The sequence below is a fragment of the Priestia sp. AB genome (genome assembly GCF_028369225.1).
Lineage (GTDB): Bacteria > Bacillota > Bacilli > Bacillales > Bacillaceae_H > Priestia > Priestia megaterium.
Genome location: NZ_JAQMYN010000002.1, coordinates 115,454 through 132,498, shown reverse-complemented (window position 1 = coordinate 132,498; position 17,045 = coordinate 115,454). Strand labels below are relative to the sequence as shown.

General features: G+C 34.5%; 18 protein-coding genes and 3 pseudogenes. 16 read left to right on the top strand and 5 right to left on the bottom strand.

Translation table 11 applies throughout. The features are described from left to right. Positions 1-103 precede the first annotated feature (103 nt). A complete protein-coding gene (locus POF52_RS06965) occupies positions 104-2,149 on the top strand; it encodes a sigma 54-interacting transcriptional regulator (protein ID WP_176583742.1) in 2,046 nt (681 codons plus the stop codon). A 74-nt stretch (positions 2,150-2,223) separates the two neighbouring features. Here POF52_RS06965 and POF52_RS06960 read toward each other — a convergent pair whose 3' ends face one another. Continuing rightward, a complete protein-coding gene (locus tag POF52_RS06960; protein ID WP_271991296.1) occupies positions 2,224-3,300 on the bottom strand; it encodes a cyanophycinase in 1,077 nt (358 codons plus the stop codon). A gap of 423 nt (positions 3,301-3,723) precedes the next feature. On the opposite strand from POF52_RS06960, the gene POF52_RS06955 reads away from it, so the two are divergent. Together POF52_RS06955 and POF52_RS06950 are read left to right on the top strand one after the other, a co-directional pair. Beyond that, positions 3,724-4,992, top strand: a complete 1,269-nt coding sequence (locus POF52_RS06955) for an MFS transporter (RefSeq protein ID WP_176583741.1) — start codon at positions 3,724-3,726, stop codon at positions 4,990-4,992. Next, the gene (locus POF52_RS06950; RefSeq protein ID WP_271991292.1) at positions 4,992-5,378 is read left to right on the top strand and encodes a MerR family transcriptional regulator; all 387 of its coding nucleotides are present in this window, start codon (positions 4,992-4,994) and stop codon (positions 5,376-5,378) included. Before POF52_RS06955 ends, POF52_RS06950 begins: the two co-directional genes overlap by 1 nt. Positions 5,379-5,487: 109 nt before the next feature. On the opposite strand, the gene POF52_RS06945 is transcribed toward POF52_RS06950, so the two are convergent. After that, positions 5,488-6,234 carry a phosphorylase family protein gene (locus POF52_RS06945; protein ID WP_271991289.1) on the bottom strand — a complete coding sequence of 249 codons (747 nt, stop codon included), beginning with the start codon at positions 6,232-6,234 and terminating at the stop codon, positions 5,488-5,490. 285 nt (positions 6,235-6,519) lie between these two features. Here POF52_RS06945 and POF52_RS06940 point away from each other — a divergent pair. The 3 genes and pseudogenes from POF52_RS06940 (at position 6,520) to POF52_RS06930 (ending at position 8,480) form a co-directional block, all read left to right on the top strand. Further along, positions 6,520-7,077 (top strand): annotated as a pseudogene (locus POF52_RS06940) (GNAT family N-acetyltransferase). Positions 7,078-7,129: 52 nt separating this feature from the next. Continuing rightward, positions 7,130-7,579, top strand: a complete 450-nt coding sequence (locus POF52_RS06935; protein WP_095379936.1) for a GNAT family N-acetyltransferase — start codon at positions 7,130-7,132, stop codon at positions 7,577-7,579. A 144-nt stretch (positions 7,580-7,723) separates the two neighbouring features. Next, positions 7,724-8,480: pseudogene (locus tag POF52_RS06930) on the top strand (methyltransferase domain-containing protein). 95 nt (positions 8,481-8,575) lie between these two features. On the opposite strand, the gene POF52_RS06925 reads toward POF52_RS06930, so the two are convergent. Then, positions 8,576-9,223 carry a YczE/YyaS/YitT family protein gene (locus POF52_RS06925; protein WP_176583738.1) on the bottom strand — a complete coding sequence of 216 codons (648 nt, stop codon included), beginning with the start codon at positions 9,221-9,223 and terminating at the stop codon, positions 8,576-8,578. Positions 9,224-9,339: 116 nt separating this feature from the next. Between POF52_RS06925 and POF52_RS06920 the strand changes: the two genes are divergently transcribed. Both POF52_RS06920 and POF52_RS06915 read left to right on the top strand, forming a co-directional pair. Further along, a complete protein-coding gene (locus POF52_RS06920; protein ID WP_271991282.1) occupies positions 9,340-9,792 on the top strand; it encodes a MarR family winged helix-turn-helix transcriptional regulator in 453 nt (150 codons plus the stop codon). A 19-nt stretch (positions 9,793-9,811) separates the two neighbouring features. Continuing rightward, the gene (locus POF52_RS06915; protein WP_241097033.1) at positions 9,812-10,336 is read left to right on the top strand and encodes a GNAT family N-acetyltransferase; all 525 of its coding nucleotides are present in this window, start codon (positions 9,812-9,814) and stop codon (positions 10,334-10,336) included. A gap of 311 nt (positions 10,337-10,647) precedes the next feature. Here POF52_RS06915 and POF52_RS06910 read toward each other — a convergent pair whose 3' ends face one another. Further along, complete coding sequence (locus POF52_RS06910) at positions 10,648-11,229, bottom strand: DUF2087 domain-containing protein (protein ID WP_271991279.1); 582 nt, start codon at positions 11,227-11,229, stop codon at positions 10,648-10,650. Between the two features lie 301 nt (positions 11,230-11,530). On the opposite strand from POF52_RS06910, the gene POF52_RS06905 reads away from it, so the two are divergent. Continuing rightward, positions 11,531-12,199: a type 1 glutamine amidotransferase domain-containing protein gene (locus POF52_RS06905; protein WP_016763632.1), complete on the top strand. Its 669-nt coding sequence runs from the start codon at positions 11,531-11,533 to the stop codon at positions 12,197-12,199. Positions 12,200-12,320: 121 nt separating this feature from the next. Here POF52_RS06905 and POF52_RS06900 read toward each other — a convergent pair whose 3' ends face one another. After that, on the bottom strand, positions 12,321-12,515 hold the full coding sequence (locus tag POF52_RS06900; protein ID WP_016763633.1) for a hypothetical protein: 195 nt from the start codon (positions 12,513-12,515) through the stop codon (positions 12,321-12,323). A gap of 236 nt (positions 12,516-12,751) precedes the next feature. Between POF52_RS06900 and POF52_RS06895 the strand changes: the two genes are divergently transcribed. The 7 genes and pseudogenes from POF52_RS06895 to POF52_RS06865 all read left to right on the top strand — a co-directional run bounded on the left by POF52_RS06895 (position 12,752) and on the right by POF52_RS06865 (position 16,959). Next, positions 12,752-13,216 carry a hypothetical protein gene (locus POF52_RS06895; RefSeq protein ID WP_271991274.1) on the top strand — a complete coding sequence of 155 codons (465 nt, stop codon included), beginning with the start codon at positions 12,752-12,754 and terminating at the stop codon, positions 13,214-13,216. Positions 13,217-13,279: 63 nt separating this feature from the next. Further along, positions 13,280-13,619, top strand: a pseudogene (locus tag POF52_RS06890) (hypothetical protein). A 28-nt stretch (positions 13,620-13,647) separates the two neighbouring features. Next, a complete protein-coding gene (locus tag POF52_RS06885) occupies positions 13,648-13,842 on the top strand; it encodes a DUF6980 family protein (protein ID WP_176583734.1) in 195 nt (64 codons plus the stop codon). 49 nt (positions 13,843-13,891) lie between these two features. Beyond that, entirely contained in the window at positions 13,892-14,080 is a 189-nt protein-coding gene (locus POF52_RS06880) for a hypothetical protein (protein ID WP_025749207.1), read from the top strand. A gap of 385 nt (positions 14,081-14,465) precedes the next feature. Beyond that, a complete protein-coding gene (locus POF52_RS06875) occupies positions 14,466-14,990 on the top strand; it encodes a hypothetical protein (RefSeq protein ID WP_176583733.1) in 525 nt (174 codons plus the stop codon). A 689-nt stretch (positions 14,991-15,679) separates the two neighbouring features. Next, complete coding sequence (locus tag POF52_RS06870) at positions 15,680-15,895, top strand: DUF6366 family protein (RefSeq protein ID WP_034653162.1); 216 nt, start codon at positions 15,680-15,682, stop codon at positions 15,893-15,895. Positions 15,896-16,287: 392 nt separating this feature from the next. Beyond that, positions 16,288-16,959 carry an HAD family hydrolase gene (locus POF52_RS06865; protein ID WP_271991264.1) on the top strand — a complete coding sequence of 224 codons (672 nt, stop codon included), beginning with the start codon at positions 16,288-16,290 and terminating at the stop codon, positions 16,957-16,959. Positions 16,960-17,045: the final 86 nt, after the last annotated feature.

Here is a 17,045-nt window from a genome sequence, read left to right as displayed (position 1 = left end):
CTAGATGAAATGCAGGGCAACGTATAAAATGATAGGTACAGTATTCCAAGACTAATCTCTGAAGGCAAGCAAATTTAAAGGCCTGTAGAAAGGTGTTCATACGATGAAAAAGAAATTAGTTTTAATAACAGGAAGCAAGCAAACTAGAATCATTTTGCACAATCAATTAAAAGAGCTGCTAGACGATTACATTTTTATTGAATGCTTTGCGATTGACGAAGAATTACCGGGTGAAATTGATGGCGATGTTGTACTCTACTCATCAGAAAGTATAAAGCACGAAATGAAGGACAGATTAGACGTTCAGCATGCACATGAAATTGTAGGAAATAGAACAATTCACCATAAACATATAAATGAATTGCTGCAAATCCCTGCCCATACAAGAGTATTAATTGTAAACGATGACGATAAAGAAACCCTTAAATTAATAGAATCTCTCTATCAAGTAGGTATTAATCATGTTCAGTTTATTCCTTTTAAAAAGCAAAAGACCTATTACGAAGGTGTGGAAGTTGCTGTTTCTCCAGGTGAGATTCACTTATGTCCGCCATATGTAAAACATGTAATTGATATAGGCGTTAGGCTTTTTGATATGGCGACCATTTTTGAACTTATAAAATCATTTGGTTTTAATCAGTCTAATCATTCAATTATTTGGGATCGCTATTTACGAAATATTATTGAGCTGCAAAAAAAGCTAATAGAAGCAGAAGGGCAAATGAAAGAACTTCACCTCCATGTAAAGAGTGTTGTAAATGTAGTAGAAGATGGGATCCTGGCCGTGGATTTCAATAAAAGAATTACGTTATTTAATAAAAGGTTAGAATCATTGTTTCAGCTATCTTCTTCTGATGTTGTAGATCGTGAAATTCAACATGTCATTTCTAACGAAGGCCTTGTGGAGTTTATTACATCGTCCGACGAGAAAAGTCAGTACTTTAACGTAAACGGATACGAAATGGTTATCTATAAGTCTATGATTCAGGAAAGCAATACTACGGTAGCAACGTTTAAAAGTGTGAATCAAGCTGTTGAAATAGAAGGAAAAGCGCAGTCAGAACTTAGAAAAAACGGCTTTTCTGCTAAGTATAATTATCAAGATATTATCGGAGAACACCCAGCTTTGCTTAAAACGATTGAAATTTCCCGGAAAATGGCGGTTACTGAGTACCCTATTTTAATTCAAGGAGAAACCGGTACAGGAAAAGAGCTGTTTGCTCAGGCTATCCACAATCATTCTACACGTAAAAACGGACCGTTTCTTGCCGTGAATTGCAGTGCCATGACTGATACATTGCTAGAAAGTGAGCTGTTTGGGTATGAAGAAGCCAGTTTTACAGGAGCCCAAAAAGGTGGCAAAAAAGGGCTGTTTGAGAGCGCTGATAAAGGTACGATCTTCCTGGATGAAATTGGTGATATCAGTCCGCGTTTACAAACTCAGCTTTTAAGAGTGCTTCAAGAAAAAGAAATTAGACGGGTAGGAGGGACAAGAGTTATTCCGATCAATGTAAGAATAATAGCAGCTACTCACAACAATTTACTACATAAAATGAAAGAAGGGTTGTTTCGAGAAGATTTGTACTATCGTTTACACGTATTATCTTTAACGATTCCTCCTTTAAGATATAGAAGAACCGATATTCCTTTACTGATTCATCATTTTATTTCTAAATCAAAAACGTGGACGCATATCCATCCAGAAGCGATGAAGCTGCTTATCGAATATGAATGGCTAGGAAACATAAGAGAATTAAAAGGAGTCATCGAGTATTTGCTTACTGTCTGCGATGAAAACGAAGTGAAAGCAAAAGACGTAGAGTATAGGCTTAGTAGTCAAAAGGAGGAGCATACTTTACATGAAATTGAAAATGAATCGGTTGACTTGATCGAACTTCAAGAAAATCACGCTCTGTTAGAAACGATAAAGCAGTGTAATGATACAGGAAAAGCAGCAAGCAGAAAGTGGATTACACAGCATTTAAAAGGCTTTACTCTTACAGAACAGCAGGTGAGAAATCGTTTGGATGTACTAGAAGAAAAAGAGTATATTATAAAACGCAGAGGCAGAGCAGGAACGAAAATAACAGAAAAAGGACTGCATTATCTATATCATTTAAAAACAAAACAGCACTTAATCAATCCTTAATATACGGAAGAAAGGGAAACTTCACTAATCAAGTTTCCCTTTTCTATAAAATAGTGTCGTCATAGACTTGGCGTTTACGGCTGATTTCCTCCGTATACTTTTCCTGTAGAGGAAGTAATAACACCGCCGTTTACGTTTAAAGTATAAGCTAACCCTCCAGAACCCGTCCAAGTGGAAAGATTAAAAGTGCTGCCATTAAATAGTTTATAGATAGAAATGTTATTAAACGTCAGCGGCTGACCGCTTATACAAGTAGCAGGCGCCTTATTCGTTTTAGCTAGATAAACAGCTGCGTTTGTAGAGCCTGGCTGTGTTACTACTTTAGCTGAACCATCTTTTTCTACCAGAAGCGCTGACTGTTCATTAACAGCAATTCCTTTGGCGCTTGTTCCAGTTTCTTCTCCGTCTTGGATATTACGTGCAAGAAATGTTAAAAAGCGTCCCATTCTATCTCGTTGTTCAAAATGAGTGTCTGTTTGAATGTTATTATTATGCGGGGTTTGAATCAAATAATCTGTAAAAGAAATAAGAGAACTATAGGGATTGTTTAGCGCTGTTTTCGAATCTAAAGTTGTAGAGCCTGCTGAGATAGAGTCATAAACGTGATCACCTTGAATCATGGTGCCGGCACTTGTTCCTCCAAAAGGAATGCCTTGATTAATACGATTATTTAAGGCTGTAAGAGCTGGGGATCCTTCAAAGAAATCTACGTAATCAGCTTGATTGCCTCCAGCAAAAAAGATGCCTTCTGCCTTGTTAATTTTGTCAATTAAAGAAGAGTCTGAACCTGCTCTTATTAAATCATCAACAACAATTGTGCTAACAGAGTTAAGGGGCTTACCTATGCTTTTGGCGAGGTCATAGATATATGAATTATAGGCGTCAGTACCCGTCGCTCTTATAACCAAGAAATCTCCGCTGTTTGCCTTTTGAATCATCCATTTGAATGCTTCATCTACATCGATGCTTCCGCCCATATAGACTTGTCCGAAGCTTGTACTAGTAGCTTTGTCTGCAGTACTTCCGACTTGGTAAAGCGTATAAGGTGCAGAAGCAGCGGAAGTGGAGATTGGAAGTAAAAGAGATGCCGCGAGAACAGCACAAGTAATGACCTGCTTTTTAATACTTTTCTTACGTTCAGCTTTTTTCATAAAGTTCTCCTCCTTTAATAAGTGTTCATAAATGAACATGCAAGTTTTATACCAACTTATTGAACACCGGCAAAATAGTGAAAGAAGGCTTTTTTTAAAAGCTCTATGTGTAATATAGGTTATTTATGGGTCATTATTAAGGTTTTTTACACCCGAAAAATGGCGAGAACGACTCTAACTTGGATATCTAATAGTGAAAAGAAATTGCAAAAGGTATATTACAAGATTACATCCCTCATTGAAAAATCACCTTTAAAAACTTAAAATTATAATAGAAAGGAAAAACAAGGATAAAAAGAAGAGCTGTCCGCAATAGCGCCTTATTTATCAAACAGACCTTCATTCTATCAATATCTTCATCTCTTAAACATTTTCCACCAGCATTTCTACGCAGAAAAATTATACATGAGAGGATCTGTCAAAATGAACAAACAGGAAAGTAGCTACAGATGGGTTGTTTTTGGAACCGCTTTATTAGCGTATTATTTGATTGTCAGTCAACGAACAGCCCCTGGACTTATTACAGAACAGTTAATGAAAGATTTTCACGTTTCAGCGTCTGTTATAGGATTAATGACTAGTATACAATTTTTAGCATATGCAGGTCTTCAGATTCCTATTGGTTTACTTTCTGACCGATACGGTCCCAATCGATTTTTGATTATAGGGTCGCTTTTAACGGGAATAGGAAGTCTTATCTACAGCACGTCTCCTAACGAATATGTGTTAATTTTCTCTCGCTTACTAGTCGGTACGGGAGACTCCATGATTTTTGTCAATTTAGTGTTAATTTTAAGTCAGTGGTTTAAGGGAAATGAGTTTGTAAAGCTATTAGGTTTAATTGGGCTGGTAGGAAGTGTAGGTTCATTATCAGCTACCGTGCCTTTGTCTATGTGGATTTCATTTTCAGGCTGGAGAGTTCCCTTTCTTAGCATAGGTCTAGTTTTAATGGCGGTATCCTACCTGCTTTATGTCGTTTTGGTGGTAAAACCTAAACGATTATTTCAAGATGATGCTAAAGCAAATAAATCCTCTGTTAAGACTCCGGAAAGTGTATGGGCGATCCTAAGGAGAGTGATGACGACTCGCCAAGCTTGGGCAACATTTCTTTGTCATTTTGGTGTAGTTGGTACATATATCGGTTTTATTGGTTCTTGGGGAGTTCCTTATGGAATGAATGTGTTCCATTTATCTCGCGCTGATGCAAGTCAGCTTATTATGTATGGTCTGTTTGGCGCTATGATTGGCGGACCTTTAATCAGCTGGATATCAAGCAGGTTAAATTCCATTAAAAAAATTTATTCACTTATTCATCTTATTGTGGTGCTTAGCTGGACTGGGTTATTACTTTCCGGCGTGAAACCTTCATTCATGCTAGTCGTTATTTTGCTTTTTATCATCGGCTTTGGAAACGGCGCAAGCGCTTTGACATTTGCCGTAGTACGTCAATCTTTCTCACTAAAAGAAGTAGGAGTTGTATCAGGTTTTGCCAATATGGGAGGCTTTTTAAGCGCCGTATTATTACCTAGTATTTTCGGAAATGTCCTGGATTTATTCCCCGAGCGTTTGCTGCATGCTGGTTATCATTATGCTTTTATGATTCCCATTTTGTTTTCAATGATGGGGTTGTTAGGTGTCTTACTAATTAAAGAAAAAGGAAAAAAGGAGCAAAAGGTGCTGAATGCTTCTTAATGTCTTATACAATGAGAGACATACAAGAAAAAACGGGGCTGTCTGCGCCCACTCTGCGATACTACGAAAAGGAAGGTATTTTACCATTTGTGGAACGAAATGAACATGATCACCGTCTATACAATGACCAGAATATCGAGTGGGTCAAGTTTATTTTAGCTTTACGTGCAACAGGGATGCCGCTTGTCGAGATTAAACAGTATGTAGAGTCATATAAAAAAGGAGAAAGTACCATCAGCGAACGTAGAAACATAATGCTTCAGCATAGAAAGAAAGTGGAAGCAGACATGTCGCAAACCTACCTGCATCTAGAACGAATTAATTATAAACTTGCGCTGTACGATACGTTGGAAGCTGGTTTAAACAATAAACAAATAAAAGTTTAAATGCTGATAACAGAGAATCCTGTTCATACACAAACTATACAGGCGTTAAAAACTGCAAAACAAACAAAACAAGATAACTGCAAAGTTATCTTGTTTTGTTTGTTCTATTCTAGTATGTGCTGCTTAAATAAAGAGCTACATCGCGAATTGCTTTATCAGTTTCACTTTCCATTAACTCTCTGTCCTTTGTATACGAATAAAGAGTGTCGCCGTGAAGAAGGTGGTCTGATAAATTTAATAAGCCGACAGCGCGCTTATTAAATTTATGAGCAATGGCCAAAGTGGTAGCTGTCTCCATATCCACACCGAGAAAACCTGCAAGCGACCATTCCTTTACCATGTCATGCGTCTCGATCAGCATGGCACCCATACTGACCGTATGTCCTTTTATATAGCTGTAGCCTTTTTGTTCACAATATCTACAGGCGGCTTCCACTAGCTCTTTGTCAGCTTCCACAAGCGTTTGTTCTGGTAAATACCAGTGTGATACGCCATCCTGCATTTTTGCTGCAGATACAATTAAGATATCTCCATATTGTACAGTGGAAGATAAGCCTCCAAAATATCCCGTTTGAATAAATAAGTCGGTTCCGCTGCCGGCAAATTGATGTACGATGTTTGACGCCATCGGACTGCCATACACATTTGCAAATCCTATATTTCTGTTATTTAACTTACCTATTACCGTGTTCCATTTAGGCATATGCACATCAGTGGATAAGATCTCTTTCCATAAATTTATATTATCTTGAAATACCCATTCACCATGAATAATAAATGCATTAGGCAGCTCTTTTTCTGATAGCTTTAATACATTTAACCAATCTTCTTTTTTAAAATCACCATACAGCTTCATCTTTTTCTCCTTATTATCTCATTTAGACTAGTTAGAAAAGAATTCTTCATTACTAGCTTTCATTCCTTTAATTTTTATAACTAACAAATATAAAAGAAATGAAGGTTCTGATTTTAAAATGAAGTTATACGTGCTTTTTTTACTCATTTCTCGACAAATATTTAGTATTAAAAAGGAATTCAGTAATAATAAAAGAAGTTTCTTACTAGCGGTTATTTAAATTAGATAAAGCTGTGAGAAAAGATCCGTTTAGTTAATGAATGGATAATAGGAGGGAAGGTACAGGTGTCAAATTATTTTCCCGTCATTAAAACAAAAAGGCTTACCCTAAGGGAATTTGAAACAGAAGACGCAAGCAATATTTTAAAATACTTATCTGATAAAGAAGTAATGAAACACTACGGACTAGAGCCTTTTAAAACGGTTGAAGATGCTTTAAATGAGATTGCGTGGTATAAATCAATCTTAAACGAAAAATCTGGAATAAGATGGGGTATTACTCTTAAAGAACAGGATGACATTATTGGCAGCTGCGGATTTCTCAATAGAGTTCATAACCATTACCGTGCAGAAATTGGATATGAGCTAAGCAAAGATTACTGGGGGAATGGGATTGCTAATGAGGCATTGGGCGCCGTTATAAAATATGGTTTTACACATTTTAATTTGCGGAGAATTGAAGCATAAATAGAGCCCGCTAATGCTGCTTCACAAAAATTAATAAAAAAGCATGGCTTTATAAAAGAAGGCCTATTAAGAAGCTACGAATTTACGGGTGGAAAATTTGATGATTTGTATATGTATTCTTTATTAAAGCAAGACTTTGAGAAGCTTCAAGCTTAGATAACGACATTAAAAATACAAATAGCACTATGACAGGGAAGGGGGAAAATGTATGGCCCATTTTAATGTTGATATTGTTCACTATCATCCTCAATTTGCTGAAGCAACGGTAAAAATGTGGAGAGATAGTAAAGAAAAAGCGATTGAACAAATGGAAATGCACAGTTTTGACTGTCATGTCTATTTTTTAAATCATATATTGTCAGCACACTATAAAATTGAATTAGCGTTAATGGATGAGCAAATAGTAGGAATGATTGCTTATCATGCTGATGAAATTAGCCAGCTGTACGTTCATGTAGATTATCAAGGAAGAGGAATCGGACAGCTTTTACTCGAAAGAGCCAAGACAGAATCAAATGGAAAATTAATATTACGTACATTCGAACGTAATAAAAATGCCCAGAGGTTTTACGAGAAACACGGCTTCAGTATTATAAAAAGAGGATGTGAAAACGAAGAGCAATTACCCGATATTACATACGAATGGACAAGCAAATGAAGCATACATAATTTTAATAAAGGAGCGGTTAGTGTGAATACGCTAGCACAAGAAACATAACAATACTGTCTATATGTCCGTGGTCCGCCTTTTACTAGTTTAGGATAGATGATTAATGCTAGCTATAAAAAGGAGGAGTTTAATATGATAACGGACAAACATTTTTTAAACGCTGTAAACAATACAAATGTTGATTTTACTGGATGGGATTTTTCTATTATTACTCGTACTGGTCATATGGATAGCGACATGCTTTCGTGGTCATACGGAAGTGAAGCTTTTCGTCTTATTCAAAACTCTAATGTCGCTTTAGATATGGGAACAGGAGGAGGAGAATTTTTATCTTTGTTACAGCCTTTTCCTCGCGTTATGTATACTACAGAAGGATAAAAACCTAACGTTCCAATCGCTAAAAAACGTTTAGAACCGCTTGGTGTCAAAGTTGTTGAACGAACTGAAGACGAAAACTTACCGTTTAAAGATGATACATTTGATTTTGAACCAGCACGAATCTTTTTGTGCTTCAGAAGTAAGAAGGATTTTGTCAAAGGAAGGCACGTTTTTCACGCAGCAAGTGGGAGGGTTAGACTGTTCACGAATCAATGAATGTATAGGGGTTCCAATAAATAAAGAGTTTTGTAATTGGAATTTAAAGAAAGCAATAGAAGAGCTTAAACAAAGTTCTTTTAACATTATCTCTTGCAAAGAAGAGTTTCCTGTACAGAGATTTTATGATATTGGAGCGCTTGTCTTTTATTTAAAAGTAATTCCTTGGCAAGTTCCTAATTTTGATGTAGAAACATGTATCGAAGGGTTGCATAACATACATGGAATTATACAGTCTAAAGGTTTCTTTGACGCAAAACAACATCGTTTTATTATTAAAGTTGAAGCAAAGTAAATAGTGTAAACTAATCACATATAAAAATCGGATCTCTAACTGGAGATCCGATTTTTATATGTGAATGATGATTGTACATAAACGTTCTATTTCAGTTATGTAATGGAGCGTTTATGATCTTTAGTATGATTTTGTGATATACGAGAGTTTGTTAAAATGCAGTCTAATGCTCTTTTAGTAATGGGCATAAAAAAATTAAGCAGCACGCCGCCTAAAAACACGGTTAATAACGTTCCAACACCAATTGGTCCGTTTAAAATCATTGCAGCTAGTAAAAATGTGAAGTAAATCAATGTTCTTGCGAGAAATAAATTTGTTTTAACTAGTTTTTGTATGATTAATGTTAAGCGATCAATTGGAATGGGTGCAAAATTTGTATGTAAATAGGCAGAGGTTCCTACACCTATAATGATTAAACCAATTCCAAAACAACATAATTTGCTGTACCATATTTCAAAGGGAGCCCAACTCTCTAATAAAAAAAGCCATACATCAATACCAAGACCCGTAATGAATGCGGTCAACAGTCCCAGTACTTCCGGCTTTTGTTTGCTTAAAAGAGCATTGACGCAAATTAAAACACTGGCAAGTATCATTTCCCAGCTTCCAACGCTAAGACCTACGTTTAGGGATAGTCCAACTAAAAGTGCATCAAAAGGTGAAGCTCCTAGGTTGGATTGGATCGTCAAAGCAATTCCCAGAGTTAATAGTAAAATTCCTCCTGCATAAACAACATATTTCACTGTAATCAGATCCTTTATTCATTATTTTTTGTTGCAAATGCAACTATTTTAAGGTACATTAAACGTATATTGTTTTTATTGTATTTGCAATAAAAATATGTGCAAAGGAGATATTTATGAGTGAAATTCTGCGTGAAATTGGAATGATAGCAAGGGCATTGGATTCGATTAGTAATATAGAATTTAAAGAGTATGACCTGACTAAGGGGCAGTACTTGTATTTAGTGCGAATATGTGAAAATCCGGGAATCATTCAAGAAAAGTTAGCTGAGATGATAAAAGTAGATCGAACAACAGCGGCTCGGGCTATAAAAAAGCTTGAAATAAATGGTTTTATTGAGAAGAAAGACGATCTCCACAATAAAAAAAATAAAAACCTTTTTCCTACGGAAAAGGGCAAGAACGTATATCCGTTTATAAAAAGAGAAAATGATTATTCTGATAAAGTGGCATTAGAAGGTTTTACCCAGGAAGAAGCAGCTACCATTCTTAAGCTGGTTCAAAGAGTAAGGAAAAATATAGAAACAGACTGGGAGTTTGTCAAAAAAGGAAATAAGAGAAATTATTGAGGATATAAAGGAGAGGCGCATGTCAGTGATGATGGATATAAAAAAATGTACTCTTGAAGATGTAAATCACCTTCAAAATATTAGCTACAAAACATTTAATGAAACGTTTAAAGATCAAAATTCACCTGAAAACATGAAAGCTTATTTAGAAAAAGCATTTACAGTCGAACAGTTAGAAAAAGAACTATCAAATACGTCCTCGCAATTCTTTTTTATGTATGTTAATCATGAAATTGCAGGTTATTTAAAGGTTAATACGGATGATGCTCAATCTGAAGAGATGGGGGAAGAAGCGCTTGAAATTGAAAGAATTTATATAGGTAACAGCTTTCAAAAACGAGGGCTTGGTAAACATTTATTTAATAAAGCAGTAGAGATAGCAACGACACTTAATAAAAAGAAAATGTGGTTAGGCGTGTGGGAAAAAAATAAAAATGCGATTGCTTTTTACAAGAAACAGGGATTTGTTCAAACTGGATCTCACTCGTTTTATATGGGAGACGAAGAACAAATAGACTTTATTATGGTTAAAACACTTTTATAGTTTTTTAAAAGATAAATAAAGTATGATAAGGGTTATTCACTAATTTAACTGGTAGAGGATAATCCTTATTGCATACAGAGGTTTTATGATTTTTTTCAAAGCAGATGCTTTTAGGGTAAGCAGTAAGCAAACTAATATGGCTGCTGTGCCAGCATATAGGAGAATGAAATTAATGTCACATGCTTACCAAAACGTTGGCTTTTTTCATTTTGGAAATTACATTTTTACTTTAATTCTATTTGAAATAACACATGTTAATTAGATACATATCGAATTAGAAAGGTTAAAAAATGAACGTTTTTACGCTCATTTTAAAAAATAACGGGCCACATCTCTTTCGGATTTAACTCATATTCTCCATTTTGCCTATACATAAGATGCTGCATAATTAACTCTCTGCGAATCGTTGCATAATCTTCATGATATTTTTTAATATGCTCATTTAATTCTTTTTCTTGATACGTTTTTCCGTGCTGTAAATCACGTATTAAATAGGCTAATATCACGTTCTTTTTCTTTCTTTGACTTGGAATGATTTTTAAAGTACTGTCACTATTTATAAAGTTTTTAACAATAGATAATTTGTCTTTATCCTGTAAATGGTTGTCTTGATTTTCCATCGAATCCTCTCCAATACTTAAAATAGCCTTCGAGTTATATTCAAGTCTTTCAAGGTCTAGATAAAAATAAACAATGTTCCCTTGTCTTCTTTGATAAACAATTCCTACATCTCTTAGCTTTGAAATATGATGAGTGATAGTTGAAGGCTGTAACCCCAGTTTGTAAGCAATTGCTTGCCCGTGAAGAGGTCCTTTTTTTAATAGTGAAATAATTCTAATTCTCGTAGGATCACCGACGGCTTTATGGTAATTCACCAACTTATCTAATTGCATAGCTGAATACCTTCTCTCTTTAATTCGATATACATCTAATTAGATGTATATGTCAAAAAATGGAAGTATTTAAAGTGAAGACTTCTCACACTGTATATAAAATGCTCTGTATAATCTTTAAACTATAAAAAGCACCTATTTCTTCGTATAATTTAACCATTATTTTTACCTGTTCTTTTTATTATTAAGAAAAAGTTACCATGTTTTCATCAAATAATACCAGAGAACATATTCAAAGAGATAAATGAATTATTAAAGATACATGTATGTAAATAATAAATGAAAAAGGAATGAGTAAATCATGACAGGAAATTCAAAAATTTTAATGGTTGTTACAAATGGACATACAATGGAAAACGGAGAGCTTGCTGGTATTTGGCTTACGGAATTTTCTGAAGCATATTTAGAATTTAAAAAAGAAGGATACGAAGTAGTCGTAGCAAGTCCAAAAGGCGGAACATCGCCTGTGGATCCTAACAGCTTAACAGATGATGTGACGGACGAAGACAAAGAAGCAGGAAAGCTTTTAGAGAATACAAAATCATTAGCTGATATAAGTTCACAAGAATTTGCAGGTATGTTTGTACCTGGAGGGCACGGAACAATGTTTGACTTTCCAGACGATACGCACTTACATCGTTTGCTAACAGAATTTGCTGAAGACGACAAGCTAATTGCAGCGGTATGCCACGGACCGGCAGCTCTTGTAGGCGGAAAGCTTAAAAACGGTGAGCCGATTGTAAAGGGTAAACGTATTACAGCGTTTACTGATTCAGAAGAGAAAGATACAACGTTAGATAAATACATGCCGTTTCTTCTTGAAACAAAGCTTCGTGAGCTAGGCGCTGAGTTTATTGCAAAAGATAATTGGAGCGATCATATTGAAGTAGACGGAAAACTTTTAACAGGGCAAAATCCACAGTCTACAATCAGCCTCGCAAAAGAATTTGTACGTGCTTTAAACGCATAAAAGTATCTATAACCTTAATGGGGATGTCTCATGATTGATTGAGACATCCCCATTTCTTTAGGGTGAAATAAAATGAGAATTAAGGAAAACAAAAAGGGCGGCTATCTAAATAGCTGCCCTTTTATTTATTAGAAGATTTATTTCTGAAAATATATGTAGTAATTCCTGTCACAATGATAACAGCCACAACACAAATGATCAGACGAACAATCTGTGTCACAAAGATATTATTTGCAATACTCATGTGTTTCGTTAGAATTAACGTTCCATAAGCAGCTAAAACAGATAAAAACATATTGACGATTCGTTGAGCCATGTTGTCGTTACTCCTTTCGCTTCACTACTTTACACTTTAACATATGTGCTCACTGTAAAAAATATCGAATTACAAGTATGTCAGAAAATCAGCACTCCAGGAAAAGAATCTACTTGTAAGGAAGTAGCTGATATTATATTAGTTATGGCGACTAAACGCAGTTCAGGGAAGGAAATGAGATTCCTTTAGTCGAATTTAACATGCTTATATTCTTTTTTTAGATAGGTGGGAAAAGCTTGTTTGATAAATTGAAAAAGCTATTTATGGATAAACAGGATCAGGAAGCAGATGACAAATACGTTTTAGTCCCTGAGAGTGAAATAAATGAGACTTTAAAAAGAGATATAGTGAAGTTGGAAGAAGTAGGAGAGGCATACTGCAAAAGTCTTCAGCACAAATATAGAAGTAAATTTGAACGTGATGGTAAGCAGAACTTAAAAATATGGGTGTGCCGAGATATTGATGGCGACCAACTACCAAATCTAAGTTCGAAGCAGTGTTTAGAAAAAGAATATCGGTCCCAGATTGCAATAAACTTTGATGGATTTACAGAGGAAGAAGATGCATACGTTTATTACATCCAGTTGTGGTATTACTTTGGTGGGTATTTTAAAGGGTCAGGCACTTTGTATGATTTGTCAAAAAATTATTTAGACGCTGATATTGAAAAGAAGATAGAAGAAATACTGAAACAACTATAACCTTTTAGCATAGAGATTATGTGTTAGTACACAGGGGGAAATAAGATGAGGGGATGACCAGCGCTGGAAATAGAAAGTGAAAAGTTTATAAAACGAAAAAAAAACTAACGGAACATTTATAACGCGAATTATTCAAGTGCCTAAGGAAGAAAATATGTTAGATTTTATGCTAGAAATCAAAAATTTAAAGAAAAAGGAACTTTCTTATAGAAGTTTATTAGTAAGGACTGAAAACTGGTACTATTCTTTTCGGCTTGCTAGAGGAGATCTGAAATGGGTATCTTTGCATACAGTAGCGGTGTGGGACCGGTTAGGACATAAATTAGTTGAGGTAGCGGCTCCAACCGGTAAGGAAAATTATCGTATTTCCAATGAACACTGTTCAGCTTACCGAGGAGAGTAATAATGACGATATAGTAAGGAGAAAACGAATGAAAAAGCATTGCTGCGATTATATGAATTATCATGCGAACTTTACGTGTGATATTCATAGTGATCCGTTTGATTGTCCAAATAATCTTATCTTATTTGATAAAACAAATAAGGAATACGGTTTAATTATCCATGATGGTGGTTCATCCATCATTGGAATTTCATTTTGCCCATGGTGTGGTAAGAAGCTTTAACTTAAGTATGAAGGGGAGATCTTCTTCATTTCTGGAATGGGGATGGGGCTTGATTTTTCGTTATCTAGCTATGTTATCAGGATTAGGAATCGTTTTATTAAACCTTTTTGATCCTATACATCAAGGGGTTACGCGCTGGTTGATGGTCATCTGCGGCTTATTCATCTTTAGTAGCCATTTAAAATTCATCTTAGATAAGAAATCGAAAACAACGGATAATCAAAAGAAGACCTACTAATAAGAATTTCTTTTGATGTTGTACCTTTGATAATTATGTAAATGAAAAACCTAAAGAATATGTAGTAAAGAAATAAAAAAGAAAATTATATGTTATAATAATCATAAATATCCAAATAAAGGAACATCATGTTGTTATGAATCGTAAATTTAATTCTCTATTTATAGTCTATCCTATCGTTTTCTTTGTAGTGCGTACTGTTTTTTCTTTTGTGAAAAATAGCGCTGCGGAATCTGTATATGAGACGTTAGCTATACTTGCCATGTATTACTTTGCAGTTAGTGTTTTCTATTCGATTGACTTGTATATGCAAAAGAAAAATAGTTAATAGATTAGAAAAGGCTGAGAGTCAGAGTAAAAACAAACGATATAAAGGAGTCTAACAGTGCGCATTAAGAGCTATTTTTTGTTTATTTTCCCACTCATTTTACTATTATTAGCAAGCTGCGATCCATCTTCTACACCTAAAGAAAAATATTATTCAAGCACCAAAACCACAAATCTTGAATTAGAAAACGTTAAGACAGTATCAATAGGAAGTTCTAAATATGACGTAGCAAGTTGTTTGAGGAAGAAACCAAAATTTATAGAGGTTACTGAGCAGCCTCCGTACACTACCTACATTTATGGAAAAAGTACAGAAAAGTATGATGTTGAATTTAAAATAGTAGATAATAAAGTCAGCAGGTATGACTTGATTAGCAGCAAGTATAGTACGGAAAAGGGAATACATACTGGTGACAGCAAAAAAGATGTTATTAGGGCGTATGGAGAAAATTATTACGAAAGAGAAGATACCGGAGCAACAATAGTAGGGTATTTTGATAAAAATCATAAACTCAATATTGAGTTTTCTTTAGATGACAAGGATGAAGTTGGAGGCATTTTGGTTCAAAAAATGAATAATTAAGATGAGTAATAATCATTTTTGCTGCAGCTTTTAATATGTACTCATTTATGTAAATTGAGTATGTTTGAGCTATAAATCTAAAACAAATAAACAGAAAGGGTTTTTTCCTATTGAGTACGTTTACTAAAGTAGTACCGTCAGCTTTTATACTTCTCTATATAGTATTTTTCTTTTTAGATATTTCTTATCATTATGGTGTTCCTTATTCATATAGCTTTTTTCTTTTTTTATTTTTGTCGTTAATATCTCTAGTCTTATGTTTAGTAATATGGTTTAAGGACAGGGAACGTCTTTTTCTATTTTTGACTGTAGTTTCAACCCTCCAACTTACGTTTACTGTCTTTATTTATCTTTTGCCGGAAGCAGGAACTAAACCATTAATTTATGAAAAAGTAATTACAAAAGAAGATGTTTTACATAAATAAGCTTACACAAAAAAACTTGAAGAATGTGTATCTAGTATAAGGTTATTAAAGAGATCCCTTAAATAAAGAGGATCTCTTTGGTGTAGGTGTTTGTAATAGTAATTATATTAAATAGATCTGTATACTTCTTCATTACAACGTGGTGTTTCATACTTATTAAAAAAAGAAATGTGTACAGTTAGTGTAAGAAAAGGGATCTAAAAAACCATTAATTTATATTTTAACCATAATATGTTATATTGTTTTAAAAATGGTGGTGTAATAATGAACGAAGAAAAAGAAACACCCGAAAGAAAAAGAGAGAGGTTAAAATACGAAGAGTTAAAAAGAAACCCCGCAGGGAATATGAATGATGCATTTAATAGAAATGAAGCTGGAAACCTATCTGGTTTAGCAGGCAGCTTAGGATGGAAGGGGCTAGGTATACTTATTACTGTACTGATTATAGGCTTTATCGTTGTGTCCCTATTTTTAAAATAATATCAGATTTATAAATTAAGAGTAATGGAGGGGCTATTTTGAAAAATTATGCAGTGTTCATGGGTAGTTTTATAGTGTTACTGTTTGCTTTTCAAATTGTTTCTGGGCTATTTCTTACACTTACATATGTACCTGAGACTTCACAGCATTTGAGTAGCTCAACGGTCAGTATTTTTTCTTTTAATTATCCATTTTTAAGTTCTATTATAGCAGCGACTTTTTCATTTATTATTTCAAAGAAAGTAATTAAAGTTAAAAAGAGCACCTATAAATGATTAGGTGCTTTTTTGTGCTGAGAACATTCATTATGGTTTTTAACAACTGCAGGTTTTCCTTTTTATGGTATTATATATAAATACATATTTAATACTGCCGAAAGAGGGAGATACTTAATGTTGCAATCACTGATCTTTGATATGGATGGAACGCTGTTTCAAACAGATAAGATTTTAGAATTATCACTTGATGATACCTTTAACCATTTGCGTGCACTCAATCAATGGGATACTGGCACTCCTATTGATAAGTATCGTGAGATTATGGGTGTACCTTTACCAAAAGTATGGGAAGCTTTATTACCTATTCATTCAGATGAAATGAGAAAGTATACGGATGACTATTTTTTGAAAAGCTTAGTGGAGAATATAAGAAAAGGGAAGGGTGCTTTATATCCCAATGTAAAAGAGGTCTTTAGCTATTTAAAAGAAAATAATTGTTCCATTTACATAGCAAGTAACGGTTTAAGGGAATATTTAGAAGCGATTGTAGACCATTACGATTTGAATAATTGGGTGACAGAGACATTTAGTATTCAACAAATCCAAACTCTCGATAAAGGAGAGTTAGTCAAAACGATTATAAAGAAATACGATATCAAATACGCTGCAGTAGTAGGAGACCGCCTATCTGATATCAATGCTGCAAAGGATAATGGTTTAATGGCAGTCGGGTGCAATTTTGATTTTGCTCAAGAAGCTGAACTTGCGCAGGCTGATGTGGTAATAAATGATTTGAAGGAGTTAAAAAGGATTGTATCTAACATAAATAATAGCTTGTCAGTCTAATGGAATAGATAGTAGGCTTTTATGCATTATAGAAAAAGGATTAATCTCATTTGTCATCACAAATATATTCATAGTAGCATTAGAGC

Excerpts from the sequence above, each read along its gene's own strand:
- POF52_RS06965 (WP_176583742.1), top strand. The coding sequence starts at position 104 with ATGAAAAAGAAATTAGTTTTAATAACAGGAAGCAAGCAAACTAGAATC.
- POF52_RS06960 (WP_271991296.1), bottom strand. The coding sequence starts at position 3,300 with ATGAAAAAAGCTGAACGTAAGAAAAGTATTAAAAAGCAGGTCATTACT.
- POF52_RS06955 (WP_176583741.1), top strand. The coding sequence starts at position 3,724 with ATGAACAAACAGGAAAGTAGCTACAGATGGGTTGTTTTTGGAACCGCT.
- POF52_RS06950 (WP_271991292.1), top strand. The coding sequence starts at position 4,992 with ATGTCTTATACAATGAGAGACATACAAGAAAAAACGGGGCTGTCTGCG.
- POF52_RS06945 (WP_271991289.1), bottom strand. The coding sequence starts at position 6,234 with ATGAAGCTGTATGGTGATTTTAAAAAAGAAGATTGGTTAAATGTATTA.
- POF52_RS06935 (WP_095379936.1), top strand. The coding sequence starts at position 7,130 with ATGGCCCATTTTAATGTTGATATTGTTCACTATCATCCTCAATTTGCT.
- POF52_RS06920 (WP_271991282.1), top strand. The coding sequence starts at position 9,340 with ATGAGTGAAATTCTGCGTGAAATTGGAATGATAGCAAGGGCATTGGAT.
- POF52_RS06915 (WP_241097033.1), top strand. The coding sequence starts at position 9,812 with ATGTCAGTGATGATGGATATAAAAAAATGTACTCTTGAAGATGTAAAT.
- POF52_RS06910 (WP_271991279.1), bottom strand. The coding sequence starts at position 11,229 with ATGCAATTAGATAAGTTGGTGAATTACCATAAAGCCGTCGGTGATCCT.
- POF52_RS06905 (WP_016763632.1), top strand. The coding sequence starts at position 11,531 with ATGACAGGAAATTCAAAAATTTTAATGGTTGTTACAAATGGACATACA.
- POF52_RS06900 (WP_016763633.1), bottom strand. The coding sequence starts at position 12,515 with ATGGCTCAACGAATCGTCAATATGTTTTTATCTGTTTTAGCTGCTTAT.
- POF52_RS06885 (WP_176583734.1), top strand. The coding sequence starts at position 13,648 with ATGAAAAAGCATTGCTGCGATTATATGAATTATCATGCGAACTTTACG.
- POF52_RS06870 (WP_034653162.1), top strand. The coding sequence starts at position 15,680 with ATGAACGAAGAAAAAGAAACACCCGAAAGAAAAAGAGAGAGGTTAAAA.
- POF52_RS06865 (WP_271991264.1), top strand. The coding sequence starts at position 16,288 with ATGTTGCAATCACTGATCTTTGATATGGATGGAACGCTGTTTCAAACA.